This window comes from Dinghuibacter silviterrae, assembly GCF_004366355.1.
GTDB classification, from domain to species: Bacteria; Bacteroidota; Bacteroidia; order Chitinophagales; family Chitinophagaceae; genus Dinghuibacter; species Dinghuibacter silviterrae.
In genome coordinates this window covers 3,177,083-3,196,942 of record NZ_SODV01000001.1, presented here as the reverse complement: position 1 = coordinate 3,196,942, position 19,860 = coordinate 3,177,083, and the positions used below count along the sequence as shown (strand labels likewise).

The following is a 19,860-nucleotide window of genomic DNA, read 5'->3' as shown; positions in this document are numbered from 1 at the left end:
GGGGTTTGCGGGCAACGGCGCTCCGCTACCGCTCCAGAAGAACGGTCCCTTTTCGGACAAAAGTGTCCCCCGTATCGCAGACGAAGACCATCTCATACACATACGCGCCCACCGGCTGATCAATCCCCCCGCTGGTCCCATCCCAGGCGTTGCCCGTGTCGCCCAACGCGATGTTGTGGCGTTCAAACACCAGTTTCCCCCACCGTCCGTAAATCAAAAAGCTGCTCACCACGCGGATCCCGGACCCCTTCGGGTAAAAAAGGTCGTTGTACCCGTCGTGGTTCGGCGAAAAGCCCCCGGGTATGGCCACCCGGTCCTCTATACAGATCAGCCGGATACGGACCGTATCCGATGCCTTACAGCCATAGTCCGTTTCCCCGGTGACGGTGTAGAGCAGCGAGGACCGGGGCGTACAGAGCGGGTCCGCGCAGGTCGCGCAACTCAGGTAGTCCGGCGGCGTCCACAGCCAGGAGCTGACGTCCGCACTGCCCGTCGCCGTCAGCGTGATGCTGCTCCCCGCGGGGATGATCCCCACCTGGGTGGCATGGACGGTAGGTCTTGGCACGACCGTGACCTCGATGCTCGCCGTATCCGTAAAGCAATGGTCCTGGTCGTAGCCCACGACCGTGTAGGTCGTACTGACCGTCGGATCGACGGTAGCGGTATTGCCGGTCAGCCACCGGTAGGTATAGGCGCCCTGTGGGTTCAGGATCAGGGTGTCGCCGATACACAAGGGGGTGTCCTTGCTCAGGGTTATTTTGAAGGGGGTGGCAACGAAGACGTAGACGGAGTCTTCGGCTTTACAGTTGTTGGCGTTGGTGACCGTCACCTCGTAAATCGTACTCTTTACCGGGCTGGCCACCGGGTCGGGTATGGCATAGCCGCTCAGCCCCGGGGTGGGCGCCCAGGCGTACGTCATCCCGTCGTGGGCCGTCAGTTGGACGGAGGCGCCCAAGCAGATGCGGGGAGCGGCCGGCGTGAGATCGATCGCCGGCAGGGCGTATACGGTTAGCGGGGCGGTGGTGGTGTCGGGGCATTCGTTCCAGGTGCTGATAAGCCGGATCGTGTAAACGCCGGCTGGGGCGGTCCACGGGGCGGGGGCTGCCGAGGTGTCGGGGGCGCCGGGTGATCCGGGCGTTCCCGTCGCTCCCGGGAAAACCCATTGCCAGGTGGGTGCGCCTCTTAACGCCTGAGCCACATAGCGCAGGCTATCCCCGGCGCAAGCCTGCGTGGGCCCGGTAATCCGCGCAGGCGCAGACGGGTCGACCCGCACAGTATCCGCGATCGCGGCCGTACACCCGGGCCCCGAACGGACGTGGAGGACGACGGTATACGTCCCGGTATCCGTATACCGGAAGGTCGGGTCCGCCGCTGTACTGGTGTCCGCCCCACTCTGCCACCGATACGACAGCGCCTCCCCCAACTGGTTATAGGAAATGCTATATATCTGGGGCGTAAAAGTTACATCCCCCGAATCGCAAACGTGGTACCACTTGTCCTGGCTGACCTCCAGCGTGTCCACCACTACGGGAACCGACGGGTTAAAGGTGGCCGCGCAACCCAAAGAGTCCTTCAGGATCAGGGCCGGGTTGTACACCCCTGGCACCACGTACGTATGCGTCTCGAAGGTATCCGCCGCGCTGATCACCGTCCCGTCCCCAAAATCCCAGGTATAGGAAACGGCATTTACTGCCTTGGCCGTGAGCGTGACCTTATCCGGGGCGCACGCCTGGGTGACGTCCGCGGTGACGGACGCGTAGGGGCCCTTGACCGTGATCGAATCCGTCACGGTGATCACCGTGTTCCCTGCCCCGGTAGCCGTCAGGCTTACGTAATATTTGCCCGGTTTGTCGTAGGTGTGGCTGGGATTGGGATTGCCCGCAGCCGTGGCCCCGTCCCCGAAATCCCATTGATAACTGATGACGTTAAACGTGGTGCTGGTAAAGTTGACCAGGACCGGCGGGCAGTTGTTGTTGTTGACATAGGAGGTCGTCATGGTAAAGGCCGCATTGACGTTGCGAACCGGCACCACCTGGACCTGGGTATCCGACGAACAGGTATTGGGCTGCGCGCTGGTGACGATCAGCGTCACCGTGTCGGTGGTAATGTTCGGGTAGGTGTGGTTGACCGAGTAAAGGCTGGTGGAGGTAGATCCGTCGCTGGTAAAGTGCCAGGTGGCCCCGTCATACGGACCGGTGCTGTTGTTGATAAAGGTGGCCGTCGTACCCGGGGAGATGTTGGAAGGCGTCCAGTAAAAGGAGGCGCTTGGCCCGGAGACGACGACATCATTGGTATACGGCTGCGTCTGGTCGGAACAGCCGTTGGCGTCGGTCACTTTGAGCGATACATAATCATAGGTACCCGGGGTGTACGGGTGGGTGGTATATCCCGTTGTCGTCGTCTGTTGCGGCGTGCCGTCCCCAAAGGTCCAGAGCCATTGTGTGATGGGGACGCCCGGCGCGGCTTTGGACGCATCCGTAAAGGTGACCGGTGTTTTGAAACAACCCGAATTGCCGATGGTAAACCCGGCCACGGGTCCGCTGATCTTGACCGTGACCCAGTTACTGGTATCGTAACAAGCCGGGGTCAACCCGGTTTGCGACAGGATCACCCGCACGCTGTCTTCTTGTGGAGGCATATATTGCAGCGTCGCATCGTACACGGTGGTATACCCCGTAACGACGATGGGGTATCCCCAGGTATTGACGTTGCTATTCTGGTGTGTTCCATCCCCGTACTGGAAATAGTCCCAGTTATAATAAGGCCCCCATATCCCTACGTTTTCGCCCGCGTAATAGTTGGTATCCAGGTTGGAAATGGTCAGGTTAAGCGGCCCGCTGGAACACACGGCCGTCTGCGTGGTGGTCAGCAACGGATGTTGTGTCAACAACACAACCACCATAACGGAATCCCGGTCGGTACAGGCTCCGTTGACGGTCTGGAGCACCGCGTTATACGCCCCCGAACGGGCATAAGTGTGCACCACACGGCCCCTCCCGCTACCCGACCCCGCCGGCGCCGACGACCCATCGCCAAAAAACCAGGTGGCCGAAGTGGTGCCCCGGATGGAATCGGTCAGGGTCACCGTCCCCCTGTTCCCCACACAGGTGTTGGAGTCGCTCAGGATCTTGGGAAAGGCCGGGTCGACGACTACTGCCGCCACCTTCGTCAGGGTATCCCGGCAAAAGGAATAATTCCCCACGGCGATCATCGTAACGGTATAGGTTCCTTCCTTTGTGTACTGATGCGTTGTCTGGTTAAAGTTCACCAAAAGGCCTGTGTTGGCACCGTCTCCAAAATCCCAGTATACCGAATAGGCGTTCGAGGACAGGTTCTGGAAATTCACCGGATCGTTGCCGCATATAGGATTGGATGGGCTGATGCTGAAATTGGCCACGGGTTTTGGCAAAACCAGGACCGGCTCGTACGCAAACGAACTTCCCTGGCAACCGTTCTGATTGACCCATTGAAGCGCAATGGTGTAGCTCCCGGGGTTCGAATACGTATGGGACGGCAGGGAATCGGTGGACGTCGTACCATCCCCGAAATCCCATCGCCATTGGACTAGCGGGACATTGACCGACGCGCTGCAATTGACTGTGATGGCCGAACAAGAGGTCAGGCCCGAGGGGCTGTTGGTCTGTATACTTAAGGAAACCTGTGGCTGTTGAAGGACAAAATATTGGGTGGCCGTTGTCGTGCACCCATCGGCACCCGTGACCGTCAGGGCGGCGACATAAAACCCGTTACCGGTATAGAGATAGGAAGCCGAGGGGGTCGTGGCAAAAGAAGGCGTGTTGTTCAAGAAATTATACGTTTGCGTCGTTTGCCAGGACCAGGAAACGGCGCCGTCCTTTGAGGTATCCTTGAATTGCATCTCGACCGGAGCCCCGCAGAGCGAATCCGCTTTCATGCTGAAACCAACGCCCGTAGGAGACGGCTGTACCGGGATCGCCTGGGTGACACTGGCCGTACAGGTGCCGAACTGGGCCGCCAGGGTAACATTGATGTTCCCGGATTTTTCAAACGTATGATAGGCCTGCAATCCATACTGGTAGGTATTGTCGTCGGCGAAATTCCAGGTCTCGCTCCCCCAGACCGGCGCCGGGTTGCTGTTGTCCGAGAACTCGATATTTTGCCCCGTACAAACCTTGGCCGGGTTGATCGCAAAAGAAGGCGTAAAGTCCTGCGCATTGATGTACGCGGTTTTGACCAGCGAGTCCACGCAGCCCACGGAACTCGATGCGATCAGCGTCACGTTGTAGATCCCCCTGGCCGCATACGTATGGCTGGGGTTCGCCCCCGTGGCCGTTGTCCCGTCTCCGAACCGCCAGGTATAGCTGAGGATCCCGGGCCCCGTCGTCGTATTGTTAAAAAGCTCCGGGTCCTTATAGCTGCACAACACCGGTGAATCCGCCGAAAACGCCGGCACCACCGCCGGGCTGATGTTGATAAGGTTGGCCTGGGAAAGGGTCGCCGAACATCCGTAGCTGTTGGTCACCGTCAGGCTGACCGTGGGCTGGCCCGGGAATTGGTACGTATTGCTGACGGTTGCTCCCGTGGCGGACTTGGTATTCCCGTCCCCGAAATCCCAGAAATACTGGCTGATGGTCCCGTCCCCCGCGGTGGACGTGCTTGTGAAGCTAACCGGAACCGGGACACAACCCGCTCCCCCGCTGGCGCTAAAGGCCACTACCGGCGTTTTATATACCGTGACCGTCTCTGTCTTTGTCGACGTCTTCCCCCCGTCTGTCACCGTCAGCGTCACCGTATACGCCTGCTGAAGCGCGTACGTCGCCCCGACCGGGGCGTTGATGTCCTGTGTCGACGTCTTGTTCCCGTTTCCGAAATCCCAGGCATAGGTGGCGGTTGCCGAGGCACCCGTCGTGGTATTGGTAAAAGAAACCGTTAGCGGGGAGCACCCGCCCGTCTGGCTGGCCGTAAAATCCGCTTGCAGTTGGGCGCCCGCGTGCAGGGCGAAGCCCAGGCACGCAACAGTAATAAAAAAGGAAGGGTTGGGCATGGTTCCAGGGTGTCAGGACGGAACCCAAACATAGTATAAAATTACTTCATTTGGTGCCACTTTGCGTACAACGCCCGCATAAAGTACCCCCCGACGACGCTCCTCGCCTGGAATCCAACCTGTTTGCCGTCCGTCGTTTCGTGCCAGTCGCTTACCGGCACCCGGGAAGGTGTTTCGAGGACGTATTTGTAGACAGGATCCGACAGCGCTTCAAAGGCCGCCCGGGTGGACGCCAGCGTCGCCGTCCACTCGATCCAGTCAGACTTGGTATAGGTCTTCCGGCTGTCCAGGGGCAGGCCAAAGGCGTTTTGCTTTGTTTGGTAGAACGCAATTTCTTTGTCAAAAACCGCCTGTGGAAACAGGTGCAGATCCAGGACCTTGTCCCAAACCAGGTTATACTTCTGCGACCAGGTCCCTTTCTTGTCGAAGGTCAGGGCGAAATGATCCCCGTCGTCCGCCATGGTGACCCAGCGCCCCGCCATGTCCGAGGCGTGGGCGTGGTATTTTTCCGCCGCCGCCTTGTCGCCCAGCAGGTCCGCCAGGTGAGCATACGCCCCGATCGCCTCGATGGCCTTGGCGCTCAGGTTGACGTTCCGCGCCAGGTGCCCCGCAAAGTCGTCCGTACACAACTGGTTGGCCGGGTCAAACCCCGCCGTATCCAGGTAACCGACCCAGGTGCTCAGGGTTTTCCAATGCGCTTTCGCGAAGGCAGGACTCCCCTCGGCTTTAACGATGGCGGCCGTCAGCAGGATCATGTTCCCGGATTCCTCCACCGGCATGTCCTCCCCATACGTCTGCCCGTTTGCCAGCGGATAGGTCCCCAGGTCATGCGCCGCAAAAGGTTTTGTCCAGCGCCCGCTCTCGGAGAAGTAAAAGATCCCGTTCAACATCCCTTCCATCAGGCGGGGATTGTACAACAGGTATAAAGGCGCGGACGGATACGTCACGTCCACCGTATTGATCGACCCGTTGCTGAAATTCTCTTTCGACAGCCACAACAACGCGCCTTCCGGGCTCCGCACCAACTGATGGGCCGCCACGCTTTGGCGATACGCCAGGGCGCAAAGACGGGCGTAATTTTCCCCACCCGCTGCTTTGGCCTGGTCGAACAATTGCCGGTTGAATTTTTCGCATTTTTTGATGACCGCATCGTGCTCGTCCATCGCGGCTTTCAGTTCCCCTTCTATCGTATGGGCGCTGTCCCGGTTCCACCACGGCCGCAGGTTGCGGTGAAAGTACTGGATGGCAAAGCCTTCGTCATAGCCCACCAGGACGGTCCGCGTTTTTGCGGACGCGCCCACCATTCCAAGGGGAATGAAGGTGCGCAACACTTCATGGACACCGCTCTCCTCACTAGTCCCCGTCTCCTGGAAGGGATTCGTATCCGATGCATGCGCTACATCCTGCCTGGCCCCGTAGGCCGCCGGCACCGCCACATACGCATACCCCCAGTCGATCCTGAGGTCGTCCCCCTTTTTCTGCAGCACCGGTTGGGCTACCGTGCCCACCTTTTGGATCGCCAGGCTGTCCGCCCAGTATTGATTCATTTCCACCTCCTGGTCCGGTTTATCCACCGCGATGTTCGAGGAAACCCCGATGAAGACGACCACCTTGTGCGCCGCCCCGTCCGTCGCATGCGCTGCAAAATCGATATAGGAGACGGGCCTGGACAAAAGATCCAGGTCGCTTACGATCAACGGAGACGTAAAATCCACGGCCAGGTCCACCGGTCCGCAGGCAAAAACATACTTCGTCTGCGTGGCGTTCAGGTGTACGCTTTTTTGCGTGGCCACCGGCACATAAGCCGACCCCATAAACCGGTAGACATGGTCGTCCACTAGGACGACTCCCTCCAGGGGTTGGGGCTTGCCCGTCCAATGCGTGGTTTCCGTGCCGGTCAGGTTGTCCGAGAAGGACCAGATGCTGAAGTAGGGATCGTGGACGATCAGGGGGTAGGCGGGCGCCAGGCGCTGAGCGGGTACCGGTCGTTGCGCCGCCGCGGGCTGTTGCGTGGCCGCGGGCTGTTGCGCGCGCGCGGCGCCCGCCAGCACGGCGAAGGTCGATGCAAGGGCGAAGAATCGTTTCATGGTGCCGGCAATTTACTACTTTTGCCCAGCAAAAACGTTTTAACCATGAAATACCGACTGTTGGGCAATACCGGTCTGAAGGTATCCGAACTTTGCCTGGGCACCATGACCTTTGGCGGCAAGGGAGGCATCTGGTCCTCCATAGGAGAAGTCACACAAGACGACGTCGATCATTTGATAAAGCGCTCCCTCGACGCGGGCATCAATTTCATAGACACCGCCAACGTATACAGCTATGGCGTCAGCGAAGAAATGACCGGCACCGCCTTCCGCCGTCTCGGCCTTGACCGCGACAGCCTCGTCCTGGCCACCAAGGTCCGCGGCATGCCTGCAAAGGCAGGACCGAGACGACCGCCAGTGGCGGTCGGCGAAGGTCGGGTGAAGGCCCCAACGAGGTCGGCCTCACCCGCAAACACATCCTCCACCAGGTCGAAGAAAGTCTCCGCCGTCTCGGGACCGATTATATAGACCTCTACCAAATCCACGGTTTCGACCCCCTCACACCCTTCGAAGAAACCCTCGGCGCGATGGACGACCTCGTCACCAGCGGCAAGGTCCGGTACATCGGTTGCAGCAACCTCGCCGCCTGGCAACTGATGAAGGCCCTCGGCATCTCCGAACGCGACCACCTCCCCCGCTTCGTGTCCCTCCAGGCCTACTATACCGTCGCCGGCCGCGACCTCGAACGCGAACTCGTCCCCCTCCTCCTCGACCAACGCCTCGGCCTCATGGTCTGGAGCCCCCTCGCAGGAGGCCTCCTCAGCGGCAAGTTCGACCGCAACACCACCCCTTCCGAAGGCCGCCGCACCGTCTTCGACTTCCCCCCCGTCAACAAGGAACGCGCTTTCGACATCGTCGACGTCCTCCGCCCGATGGCCGCTTCGCGGGGAGTTTCCGTCGCCCAAGTCGCCCTCGCCTGGCTCCTCCACCAACCCGTCGTCACCACCGTCATCATCGGCGCCAAACGCCTCGACCAGCTCGAAGACAACCTCGCGTCCGTCGACGTGACGTTGTCCGCCGACGAACTGGCCCGTATAGACGAAGTCAGCCGGCTGGCGCCGGAGTATCCGGGGTGGATGCTGGCGCGGCAGGGAGGGGATCGCACGTAGGTGCTGGGCCGGCGCGCCGCGTGGACTGCGTTTAAGGGCGTCCGGCCACCCGCGCCTGCACCTCCGCCGCAAAGGCTTCCAGGCGTTTGTTGTTCCAGGCCAGGGACAAAGAAAATTCCTTTCGAACGCCCTCTTCGTCCAGGTAACGGACACGCCAGCGGCGTTGCCCATTTTTACTGAACATGGCCGTATAGCTGTACATCTGTACAACCCGTTCAAGGGGAATGACCTTTTTTTGCCAACCCCTCGCCACATATAAATACTGATCGTCCCGCGTTAGCCTTTTTTTCGTCAACCAGTGGAGCCCCAGGGCTATCCAGACCATGATGATAAATACAAGCGGTTCAAAGCCTTCCTCGACATAGGAACTCATAAAAAAAAGAAGACCCGCCAGGGCGCACAGGAGGTGGGGTATGACCATAAGCCAGGGCGAATCGGTCAGAAGCGTGCGCTCAGCAGGTAGGCTCATGAGCGCTTTTTTGCACCGATTTCGCTTTCCAGAACCTCCATATTCCCATTATTCAAAGGAATGGTAAACGACACTTCGTCCTTCTCCCCATCCTCCCCGACAAACCCGATCACCCACCGGCGCCGGTAGGTCCGGAAAGAGCTGAAGTCATTATATACTTCAGTGATCCGCTCCACGGGTATAACAAGCAATTCCCGTCCGCGGGTGACATATACATTGTTATCGTCCCGGGACAACCGGGTCATCGTATACCAATGGAGACCCAAAACGATCCAGACGCCGACGCATACCACGAACCGGAAGACGCCCAGCGTCAAAAGATGGGAGGAAATCATGTACGTGAACATCAGCGCGATCACCGCGTGGACGATCCCCTGCACCCAGGGGGGGTCGGTTAGAAGGATACGATCAGAGGGAAGGTTCATACAAGAAATGTAGGGAAAAATCCTAGGTTTAACGGATGGGAAAAGCGCTTCTTTTTATTTTTCTGTGCGGCGCCGCATTCTGTAGCCGGGCGCAGACACTCGTGTCGAGGAAGTTGATGGTCGTTCCGCTGACGGCATGCTGGCCACCACTGCCGGATACCTTCGCACCGGCGTCCCTCACCAAGGCGGAGGCGCTCCATGTGCGACAGCTACTCAAAAATACGCGGCACATTTCCAAATATTATATCCAACTGGCCGCTGCGACCAACCGCAGAAACGAAAAAATCGTTTTCGTCATGGGTGCTTGTGAAAGGCCGGAGGGCTGGCCGGCCAAGCCCATGGGGGTCGTCATGGATGGGGGCAATTGCTATTTCGAGGCCCAGGTGAACCTGACCCAGGACAAAGTCACCGCCTTCGGATTTCATGGCTGGGGCATGAAAATTTGGCGCAGCCTCAAACGACCACCTTTTTGTTTCTTAAATTATTCCATTAATATTGCCGCGGCGGTAAAATGGAGGCCGTGGGGGGACGGTCCCCCCGCCAAAATCCGTAAGCCCTTTATAATTAAAGAATTATGGCAAAGAACCTGTTAATAGTGGAGTCTCCGGCTAAGGCTAAGACGATTGAAAAGATCCTGGGAAGCGATTTTGAGGTCAAAAGCTGCTACGGACACATCCGGGACCTGGAAAAGGACGACATGGGGATAGACCTTAAGAATAATTATTCCCCTCGTTATATCATCCCTGAGGACAAGGAAAAGGTCGTCAAGGAGCTGAAGAGCACCGCCAAAAAATCGGACGAAGTGTGGCTCGCAACGGATGAGGACCGTGAGGGGGAGGCGATCAGCTGGCACTTGTGCGAGGTCTTGGGTCTGGACCCGAAAACGACGAAACGTATTGTTTTTCACGAAATTACAAAACCGGCCATCGAGGCGGCGGTGCGTACGCCGCGGCTGCTGGACATGAACCTGGTGAATGCCCAACAGGCAAGGCGGGTGTTGGACCGGATCGTGGGTTTTGAGCTGTCGCCGGTACTTTGGCGGAAGATGAGCATGCGCAATTCGCTGTCGGCGGGGCGGGTGCAGAGCGTGGCGGTACGGCTGATCGCGGAACGCGAGCGGGAAATCAACGCCTTTAAGGCGGAAAGCACGTTTAAGCTGGAGGCCTGGTTTAGCGCCCATGACACGGCCAAACGCCCGGTCACGTTTAAGGCGGAGGGCGGCAAGTACAAACAGGCGCAGGACGCGGAGGCCTTTTTAAAGAGCTGTATCGGCGCGACGTATACTGTGAAGGACATCCAGGTCAAACCGACGAAGAAAACGCCCTCGGCGCCGTTTACCACGTCCACCCTCCAGCAGGAGGCGAGCCGGAAGCTGGGCTACTCCGTGAGTAAAACGATGTTGCTGGCGCAAAAGCTGTACGAAAGCGGGAAAATCACCTACATGCGTACGGACAGCGTCAACCTGTCAGAAACCGCCATGGAGGATATAAAAAAGGCGATCGAAAAGGGATACGGAAACCGGTTTATACAGGTCCGTAAGTATAAGAACAAAAACGAATCGGCCCAGGAAGCGCACGAAGCCATCCGGCCGACCTATATGGACGAGACGAGCGTGGACGACAGCGATACCCGCCGTTTGTATGAGTTGATCTGGAAGCGGACCATGGCGTCGCAGATGGCGGACGCGGAGCTCGAAAAGACGATCGCCAAGATCGATATTTCGACCAACAAGGAAACGCTGACGGCGCAGGGTGAAGTGCTGAAGTTCGAAGGCTTCCTTAAAGTCTATATGGAAGACCGGGACGAGGAAGACATCACCGAGGAAGACGATGCCGAAGGCATGCTGCCGCCGTTGGTCGTCGGCCAGGAACCGGCCTTTAAGGAGATGAAAGCTACCGAGCGGTTTAGCCGCCCCTCGCCCCGGTATACGGAAGCCAGCCTTGTCAAAAAGCTGGAAGAGCTGGGGATCGGCCGGCCGTCTACCTACGCACCGACGATTTCCACGGTTCAAAAACGGGGATATGTGGAGCGCAGGGACAAGGAAGGCGTCAAACGCGATTACCGCGTTCTGTTGCTGGCCAAAGACAAGATTTCGAGCGAGACCCATCAGGAAAATACGGGCGCGGAAAAGGCGAAACTTTTCCCCACCGACCTCGGGCTGGTGGTGACGGATTTCCTCAACCAGCACTTTACCGAGATCATGGACTATGGGTTTACCGCCAAGATCGAAGGAGAGTTTGACGAGGTCGCGGGCGGTCAGCAGAAGTGGACCAAAATGATCGATGAGTTTTACAACCCTTTTCATAAGGACGTGGAAAACACCCTCGAAAACGCCGAACGCATCAAGGGTGAACGCGAGCTGGGGCTGGATCCTGTGTCGGGGAAAAAGGTCGTGGCGCGGATGGGGCGTTTTGGTCCCATGGTCCAGATCGGGGATGTGAGTGACGAGGAAAAGCCGCGTTTTGCCAAGTTAAAGAACACGCAAAGCATCGAAACCATCAGCTACGACGAAGCCATGGACTTGTTCCGGCTGCCCCGCAACCTGGGCCAGTTCGAGGATACGGACGTGGTGGTGAATATCGGCCGCTTCGGGCCGTACGTGGCGCACGATAAACTTTTCTACTCCCTGGGTAAGGAACTGGATCCGTATAGCGTGACGCTGGAAGAAATGATTCCGCTGATCACCGAAAAACGCCAGGCCAAACAGGAGCGGACGATCAAGGTGTTCGAGAAGGAAAAGATCCAGTTGCTCCGCGGTCCTTACGGTCCGTATATTAAAATCGGCTTACGTAATTTCCGCTTGCCGAAGGAGGCACAGGAGCGCGCGGCAGACCTGACCATCGAGGAAGTGAAGGCCTTTGTAGAAGAGGCCAAGGCCAACCCGCCGAAAAAAGCCGCCAAGTCGGCTCCCAAAAAGAAAAAAGCATGACCCCTTCAAAGGGGTCTTTTTTTTGCACATTAACCATAGGTTTGGACAAAAATTAAATAGCTTTTGCTAATTTAGGATTACATGAGAGAGACAAAAGAAATAAACGCCCTGTTGCACCTCATAGACGATCCGGATGAAGAAGTGTTCTCGACGGTAAGCGAGCGGATTGTGTCCTATGGAAAAGGCATCATCCCCAACCTGGAGAATCTTTGGGAGAACACCCCGGATGAAACGACCCAGGAACGGATAGAGCTCCTCATCCATAGCCTGCACTACCGGGACCTGAAAACAAACCTCTCGGATTGGGGCAAGCTCGAAAACCCTGAGCTATTACAAGGAGCGTTGCTGATCGACCGCTACCAGTACCCCGAGGTGTCTTTTAACGGGATCACCCAGGAGCTGGAACGGATGCGCCGGAACATCTGGCTGGAGTTGAACAACTACCTGACGCCGCTTGAACAAGTCAACATCATTAACGGTATTCTCTACAACTATTATAAGCTAAAGGGTACCGAGGTCGCCTACACGAACCCGGACGAGTTCTTTCTCCACAAGGTCATCGAATCGAAGAAAGGCAACGCGATTTCCACGGGTATCCTCTACGCCGCCCTTTGCCAGTTATTGGACATCAACGTCCTCCCGGTGAATATTCCCCGGCAGTTTATCCTGGGGTATTTCGACCCCAACTACGACGTCCTGCACGCGGGCGGGAACCCGGCCCATAAGATCCAGTTTTTCCTTGACCCCATGACGGGTCAGGTATTTACGCACAAGGACGTGGAAACCTACTTCAAACGCATTTCCGTCCCCCCCATACCCACGTATTACAAACCCCTCACGCCCAAGCGTACGATTCAATTGCTGACCGAAGAGCTCTCCAAGTGTTTTGGGAGCCAGCCTTACAAGCAAGCCGAGCTGGCGCAATTGTCGCAGCTCCTCGGAGACTAAAATTGCAATTTTATATGAGCACCAACACCTCCGTTGTGGAAAAGCACCACCCCACTGTGTCTGCCAACACAGGCATCCTTCCCAAAAATTCCGAAGCGGTCGCCCTGATCCTGAACACGCTCCTGTCGGACGAACAGGTTCTCTACGCCAAGATCCGGAACTACCATTGGAACGTGGAAGGCCCCAGCTTTATGGAACTGCACAAGTTCTATGAAAGCATGTACGAAGCCATCGCCGACCAGATCGACGACGTGGCCGAACGCGTCCGTAAAATCGGACACTTTGCCGAAGGCCGTTTGAAGGACTTTATCGAATTATCCCACCTCGAAGAAGGGGAATACACAAAAGATCCCCGCGAGCAACAAAAGAACCTGCTCGACGACCATGAGACGATCACCCGTTTTATCCGCGAACACGTGGACGAAATAGCGGACAAATATCGGGACGCCGGGTCGAATGACTTCCTGATCGGGGTGATGAAGGAACACGAGAAATGGGCGTGGTTCCTACGAGCTTATCTGGGCTAAAAAAAAAAGGGGCTAGTCGACTAGCCCCTTTTTTTATGCCCGCTGGCGGCTAGTACAAGGTTGCATCCAGGGTGATCTCGGTATTCAGTAACTTTGAGATGGGGCAATTCTCCTTGGCGTCCTTCACCGCCGTGTCGAATTGTTCCTTGGTCATCCCGGGCACCTTGGCCTTCAGGACGAGGCGGGAAGAAGTGATGGTCCCGTTGTCGAGGGTTACCGCGGCAGACGTCTCCAGGGACTCGGGCGTGAGGCCCATGGACCCGATGACGAAGCTGAGCTTCATGGTGAAGCAACCCGAGTGGGCGGCGGCCACCAGCTCTTCGGGATTGGTCCCGACACCATCTTCAAAGCGGGATTTGTAAGAAAACTGCGTTTGGTGCAGGGTGCCGCTTTGCGTATCGAGCGTGCCCTTGCCGTCCTTGCCGGAACCAAGCCATACGGCGGTAGCTGTGCGTGTCATAAGTGCTATTGTTATTTGTTCAAAGATATGGAAACAATTCTGCCAGCCGAATTTGAAAAACTGGACATCCGGGTCGGTACCGTGACCGCGGCGCGCGTCTTCCCCGAAGCACGCAAACCGGCCTACCAGCTCGAAGTGGATTTTGGCCCGTTGGGCGTCAAACGGTCCAGCGCACAGATCACCGCCTATTATGCCCCCGACGACCTGGTGGGGCGCCAGGTCATCGGGCTGGTCAACCTGCCCCCCAAACGGATCGCGGGCTTTATGAGCGAATGCCTGGTCCTGGGGGTATACGACACCGGTGGGCAGGTGGTCCTCTTGCAGCCGGACCGGGCGATGGAGAATGGGTGCAAAATCGGTTAAACCCCCGCGCCCCTTCGGGGCGCGTATTAAACTATTGCGATTTTATCGAGTCCAATGACCTACGTTGCCTATTATCATTCCCCGGTGGGGATCCTGCGCCTCGGTGGCACCGAGCACTATATCAGTGAGATATACTACCTCGATGCCTTGCCGCCGGACGCGCGGGTTCATCTTAACCCTTTGCTGCAAAACTGCCAGGAGCAACTCATGGAATACTTCCAGGGGCTCAGGAGGACATTCGACCTCCCGGTGCACCAGGAAGGCTCCGAATTTCAGCAACGGGTCTGGGGAGAACTGATGGGCATTCCCTACGGACGGACCATCACCTATATGGATCTGGCTAAACGGGTCGGAGACCCCAAAGCCGTCCGGGCGGTGGGAACGACCAACGGGAAAAACAAGATTGCGATCGTGCTCCCCTGTCACCGTGTGATCGGGGCCAGAAATGACCTGGTTGGCTATGGGGGCGGCTTGTGGAGGAAACGCTGGTTACTGGAACACGAGAACAAAATCGCCCATGGGGTCCAAACATTATTCTAAAGTCATGCAAACCCAACTTGTCGTCTTACAGGGGGACATCCGCCAGCTCAACGTGGATGCCAAAGCCCTGGACCTTACCGAAGACACCGCCACCGCCTATCGCAAGGCCCTGCTGCGGGCCAAATCCGACAACGCCCGCTCCATCGCATTCCCCTGCGTGAGCTTTGGGAACAACCCCTCTGGTGCCGCAGAGGTCGCCCTCAAAACCGTCCGCGACTTCCTTTCCGAAAACCCGGGCACCTTTTCGGAGGTGATCTTTGCCTGCTGGGACACGGAAAATTACAAACTGTATAAAGCCATGCTCGGCGGGGAGAACCGCGTGATCAATATCCCGTAAATTTGGGGATGATCCTCCTTCGTGTCGCCGGCCGACGTTCCGAAACCCACGATACCGTTACATTCCTTTTGGAGGGGCCCGCTGTGCCGTATGCGCCCGGTCAGTTTCTGACGCTGCTCGTGGATCACTATGGGCGGGAGGTCCGGAGGTCTTTTTCCCTCACTTCTTCGCCGGGGGATCCTTTTTACGCGATTACCGTGAAGCGGAAGCCTAATGGGGAGATTAGCCGTTTTTTGCAGGATCGCTTGCGCGTGGGGGATACGATTTCGGCCTTGCCGCCGGCGGGGAGGTTTACGTTCGAGGCAGCCGCTGCCCTGCGCGACATCGGTTTTATCGCCGCCGGGAGCGGCATCGCCCCCATACTGCCGCTGATTCGCCAGGCGCTGCGCGAAGAGCCGCAGAGCCATGTGTGGCTGATTGATCAGAACCATTCGGAGGAGGATGTGATCTTTGCGCAGGAGCTCGAAGCGCTGGAACGCGGCGCGGGGAGCGCCCCGCGTCTCACGCGTATCTCCCTGCTCAGCTCCCCCCACGCCCACAACATCCTCCCCCGGCGGCTCAACAACGCCAACCTCGAAACGCTCGTCCGCGGCCTGTTGCGGCACGACCCGAAAGACGCGGTCTTTTATTGCTGCGGTCCCGAGGCGCTGATGCGGATGGCGCGGTTTACGCTGCGGCTGATGGGGTTTGCGCCGGAACAGTTCCGGCAGGAGCACTTTACGGTGGACCCGGTCCCCCACCCTCCGCAGTTGGTGGAGGCAACTCCGCGAACCATAAGGCTTCACTGGAAAGGCGTTGTGCACGAGTTTACCGTTACCTACCCCACCAACCTCCTGCAGGCGGCCCTGGACCAGGGCATTCCTTACCCCTACAGTTGCCGGGGCGGGCGCTGCTCGGCCTGCGCGGCGCGCTGCACCAGCGGCAAAGTCGTGATGAGCATCAACGACGTGCTCACGGACAAAGACATGGCGGAGGGCTGGGTGTTGACGTGTACGGGCTATGCGGCGACGGACGTGGAACTACTCGGTTGACCGCAGATTTTCCACCGGCTTCACAGACGACGCCTTCCAGGAGCGATACCCCACGGTCAACGCGGCGATGACCAGCGTCCCGGCCAGCGCGGGGACAAACACACTCCACCCGATGGTGATGCGGTACCGGAAGGATTCCAGGTAGCGGTGCATAAACCACCAGCCGGTGGGCGCGGCGAGCAGGAAGGCGATCCCGATCAGGCGGCTAAGTTCCCGGCCGAACAACCAGAGGATCTGGGGGGTGCCGGCGCCAAGGACCTTGCGGACGCCGATTTCCTTTGTTTTCCGTACGGCCATAAAGGAGACGAGGCCGTAGAGACCAAGACAACCGATAAAGATGGCGATGCCCGCAAAGAATTCGATCAGGGTCAGGAGCATGTCGTCGAGCTCGTAAAAACGGGCGATGCGCTCGTCCAGGAACTGGTGGCTGTAGACGTACTCCGGGTAGGTGTCGTTCCAGATGCGCTCCATGGAGGCCAGGACGGGCGCGACGTGGCCGGTGCGCAGGAGGAGGGCGCAGGTCCGGTAGTCCCGGGGATGGGTGTATACGACGACCGGCGCCATGTCCCCGTAGAAGGACAGGCTGTTGAAGTCTTTGACGACGCCCACGATCGGCGCCTTAACGGTGCCGTCCACGGTGAGCTGGTGACCGATGAGCTCCGCCGGGGTGCCGGCCTGGAGCTTGTTGACCGTGGTGACATTGATCACAAATCCATCGACCGTGTCCGAGGGAAAAAGGTTGCGCCCCGCCACCAGCTTGAGCCCGAAAAGAGGGACGTACTGGTCGTCGGCGTATTTCTGGCTGACGGCCCAGTTCTCCGGTTTGGGCCGGCCCGCGAGCGTGATGTCGGTGGCGTTGTTTGCGGCGGACGCCGGCGGTTGAAAGCAAAGCGACACCCTTTCCACCCCCGGGATGTCGAGGAAACGCTCCCGAAGGGTCCGCGCCTTGACGGGGTCGCTAACGGGCAGGGGTACCGTCACCACGCCGTCTTTTACAAAACCCAGGTCGGCGTGTTCGGAATACCAGATCTGCCGCGCGATGACAAGACAACCGATGATGAGGAGCTGGGAGATGGAAAACTGGAAAACAACCAGCACGCGTCTCAGGGAAAAACCGCCGATATGCTTTTGATCGAGTTTGCCCTTGAGCGCCGGGATGGGCTGAAAACGGGCCAGGACAAACCCCGGATACGAACCGGCGAGCAGCACAACGACCGCCAGGATCAGCAACAGGTACGCGCCCAGGGTCCAGGAACCAAAAAGGTTCATGTCGATATGGACCTTGAGCAACCGGTTGAGGGTCGGCAACCCGAGATAGGCCAGCCCCACCGCCAGCAGGAGGGCCGCAAAGGTGATCAAACCGGTCTCCAGCATAAACTGCCGGAACACGTCCAGGGGTTCGCTGCCCAGGACCTTCCGGACACCCACTTCCCGGGAGCGGATGAGCGCCTGGGCCGTGGCCAGGTTGATAAAGTTGATGCTGGCGGTAACGATCAGGAAAAGCCCGATAAAACCCGCCGCCCAGAGGTACCGGCGGTCGGCGGTCCCGTCCAGGTCGGTATTGAAGTGGACGTCCCGGATCGGCTGGAGCCTGAACTGGTAAATCCTGGCGTCGTCGGGGCTGTAGTACTTACGGCTAAGCGCCGGAAACGCCCCCTCCACCTGCGCCGGCGTCACCCCGGGTTTGAGCCGGATAAAGCAGTTCGAACCGCCATACACCGCGCCCCAACTGCTGTCGCTCGCCAGGTACGGCTGGTAATCCTTATAGCTGGCCCAGCTCAGGTAGATCTCCTGCCGGCGGTCGGTATTGCCGGGCAGGTCCTTCAACACCCCGCGGACGACATAGTCGGTCTGGTTGTTAAACCGGAGCCGCTGCCCCACCGCTTCTTCCTTGCCAAAATATTTGCGCGCCAGCGTTTGGGTGATCAGGGCTCCATACGGATCGGACATGGCCGCGCGGGCGCTTCCTTCGACGGTGGGAAAATTAAAAATGTCAAAGTACTCCGGCTCCGCAAAAGCCACCCCGTTTTGCTCCTGGAATTTCCGCAAGGGTGCCCGCCCGGGCAGGGCCACCAGGGTGTTGGGATAAAACACGACCCGGGCCACCTTTTCGGCATATACATAGTCGTTGCGGAAGGCTTTGCCGAGGGGTATGGGCACGGCGGCGTTCCGGGTAACGCCTTCGTCGTGAAATTCGGTGATGATACGATAGATCCTGTCCGCTTCCGGGTGAAACGTATCAAAGCTGGAGTGGTAACGGATCAACACAAAAATCAGGATGGAGCAGGCGATCCCCAGGGTAAGCCCCAGGACGTTGATGATCGCATACCCCTTGTTCCTGAGCAAGTGTCTCCAGGAAGTGAGGAAATATGTCTTGAACATAGCCGGCTTAAAGATACTACAACCCCTTCAACCGAAGGTAGGCGATATAGTCCGTCACCGGAAGATGCGCCAGCCCCCCTTCCTTGAGCAACTGTCCGATCTGGGCGCGGTGGTGCGTACCGTGGTTGATGACGTGGGCGAGTAGGTCACCGACTACATTGGTATACGTTTTCCCGGACTGGTTCTGATACGTGAGTTTTTCTTCAAAGTCCGTGGTGGATTCCAGGTAGGCCTTCCACCCTTGTGCATTTGACTCCTTCAGGCTTTCCATCTCCCCCCAGTGCGGTTTTGGCCAAAGGTCCACGGACAGGGATGACTTACCCTGACAGCGGAGCAGCCAGGAATACGAAGACGCCAGGAGGTGCGCCATGAGGACCTGGGGCCGGTCGTTCCCCGTCGGGGGCGCGTCCCGGAGGGCGGTGACGATAAGCCCATTGGCGACGTGGTCGTAGTCGAATAAGCGGAGGAAGTGTTGTTTCATGATGGAGCGGTTTTGGTACCACAAAAATACCCCCCGGATGCTTGCAACGCTCCGGGGATGTCTTTTGTCATGCCAAAGTATGCGTAAATATATCTGGGTCCTCCTGCTGCTGGCCGCCTGCCGCAAACACCACGACAATACCCCCTCCGGGACGGGGACCATCGTCCGTGTGCAACCCCGGCTGACCGACACCTTGCTGGGCGCGTCCGCCCTGGATTCCATAGCGGCCCTTTGCCAGGCAAACGGGGTCTCCATGGTGAACCAGCAGTTCTTTATGTTTTACCAGGACTCACCGCTCCTCGTCGCGATCGCCCATATCTATCTCAACGGGCTGCCCGTCGCCGTAGCGCAAACCAACCTGTATTTCAAGGCGGGCGTATTGCAAAGACCGGCCAGCTATACCGATACCAACCTTGTTGCCGCCGACAACGACACCAGCGGACACCAATCCCTCGCCCAACTCCGGGCGGATTTCCTGGCCGCCCCGCTGGTGAAGAACGGGTATACCAACCCGGACGTCCACTACGCCGATTCCAACCTGACCGCCAACCTGGCCTACGTCCCTTCTGTCTTTTTCCTCGGTCCCCCCAGTTCCGGGTATCCCCTCACCAAGGCCTGGGTGATCCATGGATTTTACCAGTACCCTTATATATGGGTACGGGATGCCGACGGACAGATTGGCTACACCGACGCCGCGATCGACTAGTACCCTGATGTTGGCGGTTTCCATTTATGTAAGTAACTTTGCA

At 58.3% G+C, this 19,860-nt stretch carries 18 protein-coding genes; 11 read left to right on the top strand and 7 right to left on the bottom strand.

Features of this window, described 5'->3' with window-relative positions:
• Nucleotides 1-25: 25 nt before the first annotated feature.
• Together EDB95_RS13865 and EDB95_RS13860 are read right to left on the bottom strand one after the other, a co-directional pair.
• Nucleotides 26-5,023 (bottom strand): PKD domain-containing protein, encoded by a 4,998-nt coding sequence (locus tag EDB95_RS13865; RefSeq protein WP_133994397.1) that lies wholly within the window; start codon nucleotides 5,021-5,023, stop codon nucleotides 26-28.
• A gap of 41 nt (nucleotides 5,024-5,064) precedes the next feature.
• Complete coding sequence (locus EDB95_RS13860) at nucleotides 5,065-7,110, bottom strand: glutaminase family protein (protein ID WP_133994396.1); 2,046 nt, start codon at nucleotides 7,108-7,110, stop codon at nucleotides 5,065-5,067.
• A 45-nt stretch (nucleotides 7,111-7,155) separates the two neighbouring features.
• Between EDB95_RS13860 and EDB95_RS27760 the strand changes: the two genes are divergently transcribed.
• Both EDB95_RS27760 and EDB95_RS13855 read left to right on the top strand, forming a co-directional pair.
• Entirely contained in the window at nucleotides 7,156-7,578 is a 423-nt protein-coding gene (locus EDB95_RS27760) for an aldo/keto reductase (RefSeq protein WP_246073638.1), read from the top strand.
• Nucleotides 7,527-8,219 (top strand): aldo/keto reductase, encoded by a 693-nt coding sequence (locus tag EDB95_RS13855; RefSeq protein ID WP_246073693.1) that lies wholly within the window; start codon nucleotides 7,527-7,529, stop codon nucleotides 8,217-8,219. Before EDB95_RS27760 ends, EDB95_RS13855 begins: the two co-directional genes overlap by 52 nt.
• A gap of 31 nt (nucleotides 8,220-8,250) precedes the next feature.
• Here EDB95_RS13855 and EDB95_RS13850 read toward each other — a convergent pair whose 3' ends face one another.
• Together EDB95_RS13850 and EDB95_RS13845 are read right to left on the bottom strand one after the other, a co-directional pair.
• A complete protein-coding gene (locus tag EDB95_RS13850) occupies nucleotides 8,251-8,688 on the bottom strand; it encodes a hypothetical protein (protein WP_133994395.1) in 438 nt (145 codons plus the stop codon).
• Nucleotides 8,685-9,113, bottom strand: coding sequence for a hypothetical protein (locus EDB95_RS13845; protein WP_133994394.1), 429 nt, complete (start codon nucleotides 9,111-9,113; stop codon nucleotides 8,685-8,687). Before EDB95_RS13845 ends, EDB95_RS13850 begins: the two co-directional genes overlap by 4 nt.
• 35 nt (nucleotides 9,114-9,148) lie before the next feature.
• Here EDB95_RS13845 and EDB95_RS13840 point away from each other — a divergent pair, with 35 nt between their 5' ends.
• From EDB95_RS13840 to EDB95_RS13825, 4 genes are all read left to right on the top strand, one after another.
• Complete coding sequence (locus EDB95_RS13840) at nucleotides 9,149-9,706, top strand: hypothetical protein (RefSeq protein ID WP_133994393.1); 558 nt, start codon at nucleotides 9,149-9,151, stop codon at nucleotides 9,704-9,706.
• The gene (gene topA, locus EDB95_RS13835) at nucleotides 9,688-12,042 is read left to right on the top strand and encodes a type I DNA topoisomerase (RefSeq protein ID WP_133994392.1); all 2,355 of its coding nucleotides are present in this window, start codon (nucleotides 9,688-9,690) and stop codon (nucleotides 12,040-12,042) included. The genes EDB95_RS13840 and topA overlap by 19 nt, the downstream gene beginning before the upstream one ends.
• Before the next feature lie 81 nt (nucleotides 12,043-12,123).
• Nucleotides 12,124-12,990 carry a transglutaminase family protein gene (locus tag EDB95_RS13830; protein WP_133994391.1) on the top strand — a complete coding sequence of 289 codons (867 nt, stop codon included), beginning with the start codon at nucleotides 12,124-12,126 and terminating at the stop codon, nucleotides 12,988-12,990.
• A 14-nt stretch (nucleotides 12,991-13,004) separates the two neighbouring features.
• On the top strand, nucleotides 13,005-13,517 hold the full coding sequence (locus EDB95_RS13825; RefSeq protein ID WP_246073636.1) for a Dps family protein: 513 nt from the start codon (nucleotides 13,005-13,007) through the stop codon (nucleotides 13,515-13,517).
• Nucleotides 13,518-13,566: 49 nt separating this feature from the next.
• On the opposite strand, the gene EDB95_RS13820 is transcribed toward EDB95_RS13825, so the two are convergent.
• Nucleotides 13,567-13,977, bottom strand: a complete 411-nt coding sequence (locus tag EDB95_RS13820) for an OsmC family protein (RefSeq protein WP_133994390.1) — start codon at nucleotides 13,975-13,977, stop codon at nucleotides 13,567-13,569.
• Between the two features lie 27 nt (nucleotides 13,978-14,004).
• Here EDB95_RS13820 and EDB95_RS13815 point away from each other — a divergent pair, with 27 nt between their 5' ends.
• From EDB95_RS13815 to EDB95_RS13800, 4 genes are read left to right on the top strand one after another with little or no spacing between them, the layout of a single operon-like run.
• Nucleotides 14,005-14,340 carry a tRNA-binding protein gene (locus EDB95_RS13815; RefSeq protein ID WP_133994389.1) on the top strand — a complete coding sequence of 112 codons (336 nt, stop codon included), beginning with the start codon at nucleotides 14,005-14,007 and terminating at the stop codon, nucleotides 14,338-14,340.
• A gap of 54 nt (nucleotides 14,341-14,394) precedes the next feature.
• Nucleotides 14,395-14,880, top strand: a complete 486-nt coding sequence (locus tag EDB95_RS13810; protein WP_133994388.1) for a methylated-DNA--[protein]-cysteine S-methyltransferase — start codon at nucleotides 14,395-14,397, stop codon at nucleotides 14,878-14,880.
• Nucleotides 14,881-14,884: 4 nt separating this feature from the next.
• Entirely contained in the window at nucleotides 14,885-15,217 is a 333-nt protein-coding gene (locus EDB95_RS13805; protein ID WP_133994387.1) for a macro domain-containing protein, read from the top strand.
• A gap of 8 nt (nucleotides 15,218-15,225) precedes the next feature.
• A complete protein-coding gene (locus EDB95_RS13800) occupies nucleotides 15,226-16,248 on the top strand; it encodes a ferredoxin--NADP reductase (RefSeq protein ID WP_133994386.1) in 1,023 nt (340 codons plus the stop codon).
• On the opposite strand, the gene EDB95_RS13795 is transcribed toward EDB95_RS13800, so the two are convergent.
• Together EDB95_RS13795 and EDB95_RS27305 are read right to left on the bottom strand one after the other, a co-directional pair.
• Nucleotides 16,237-18,630 (bottom strand): ABC transporter permease, encoded by a 2,394-nt coding sequence (locus tag EDB95_RS13795; protein ID WP_133994385.1) that lies wholly within the window; start codon nucleotides 18,628-18,630, stop codon nucleotides 16,237-16,239. The two genes, EDB95_RS13800 and EDB95_RS13795, sit on opposite strands and share 12 nt — an antisense overlap.
• A 16-nt stretch (nucleotides 18,631-18,646) precedes the next feature.
• The gene (locus EDB95_RS27305; protein ID WP_162852592.1) at nucleotides 18,647-19,111 is read right to left on the bottom strand and encodes a DinB family protein; all 465 of its coding nucleotides are present in this window, start codon (nucleotides 19,109-19,111) and stop codon (nucleotides 18,647-18,649) included.
• 79 nt (nucleotides 19,112-19,190) lie between these two features.
• Here EDB95_RS27305 and EDB95_RS13785 point away from each other — a divergent pair, with 79 nt between their 5' ends.
• A complete protein-coding gene (locus tag EDB95_RS13785; protein ID WP_162852591.1) occupies nucleotides 19,191-19,817 on the top strand; it encodes a hypothetical protein in 627 nt (208 codons plus the stop codon).
• Nucleotides 19,818-19,860 lie beyond the last annotated feature (43 nt).

Excerpts from the sequence above, each read along its gene's own strand:
- EDB95_RS13865 (WP_133994397.1), bottom strand. The coding sequence starts at position 5,023 with ATGCCCAACCCTTCCTTTTTTATTACTGTTGCGTGCCTGGGCTTCGCC.
- EDB95_RS13860 (WP_133994396.1), bottom strand. The coding sequence starts at position 7,110 with ATGAAACGATTCTTCGCCCTTGCATCGACCTTCGCCGTGCTGGCGGGC.
- EDB95_RS27760 (WP_246073638.1), top strand. The coding sequence starts at position 7,156 with ATGAAATACCGACTGTTGGGCAATACCGGTCTGAAGGTATCCGAACTT.
- EDB95_RS13850 (WP_133994395.1), bottom strand. The coding sequence starts at position 8,688 with ATGAGCCTACCTGCTGAGCGCACGCTTCTGACCGATTCGCCCTGGCTT.
- EDB95_RS13845 (WP_133994394.1), bottom strand. The coding sequence starts at position 9,113 with ATGAACCTTCCCTCTGATCGTATCCTTCTAACCGACCCCCCCTGGGTG.
- EDB95_RS13840 (WP_133994393.1), top strand. The coding sequence starts at position 9,149 with ATGGGAAAAGCGCTTCTTTTTATTTTTCTGTGCGGCGCCGCATTCTGT.
- topA (WP_133994392.1), top strand. The coding sequence starts at position 9,688 with ATGGCAAAGAACCTGTTAATAGTGGAGTCTCCGGCTAAGGCTAAGACG.
- EDB95_RS13830 (WP_133994391.1), top strand. The coding sequence starts at position 12,124 with ATGAGAGAGACAAAAGAAATAAACGCCCTGTTGCACCTCATAGACGAT.
- EDB95_RS13825 (WP_246073636.1), top strand. The coding sequence starts at position 13,005 with ATGAGCACCAACACCTCCGTTGTGGAAAAGCACCACCCCACTGTGTCT.
- EDB95_RS13820 (WP_133994390.1), bottom strand. The coding sequence starts at position 13,977 with ATGACACGCACAGCTACCGCCGTATGGCTTGGTTCCGGCAAGGACGGC.
- EDB95_RS13815 (WP_133994389.1), top strand. The coding sequence starts at position 14,005 with ATGGAAACAATTCTGCCAGCCGAATTTGAAAAACTGGACATCCGGGTC.
- EDB95_RS13810 (WP_133994388.1), top strand. The coding sequence starts at position 14,395 with ATGACCTACGTTGCCTATTATCATTCCCCGGTGGGGATCCTGCGCCTC.
- EDB95_RS13805 (WP_133994387.1), top strand. The coding sequence starts at position 14,885 with ATGCAAACCCAACTTGTCGTCTTACAGGGGGACATCCGCCAGCTCAAC.
- EDB95_RS13800 (WP_133994386.1), top strand. The coding sequence starts at position 15,226 with ATGATCCTCCTTCGTGTCGCCGGCCGACGTTCCGAAACCCACGATACC.
- EDB95_RS13795 (WP_133994385.1), bottom strand. The coding sequence starts at position 18,630 with ATGTTCAAGACATATTTCCTCACTTCCTGGAGACACTTGCTCAGGAAC.
- EDB95_RS27305 (WP_162852592.1), bottom strand. The coding sequence starts at position 19,111 with ATGAAACAACACTTCCTCCGCTTATTCGACTACGACCACGTCGCCAAT.
- EDB95_RS13785 (WP_162852591.1), top strand. The coding sequence starts at position 19,191 with ATGCGTAAATATATCTGGGTCCTCCTGCTGCTGGCCGCCTGCCGCAAA.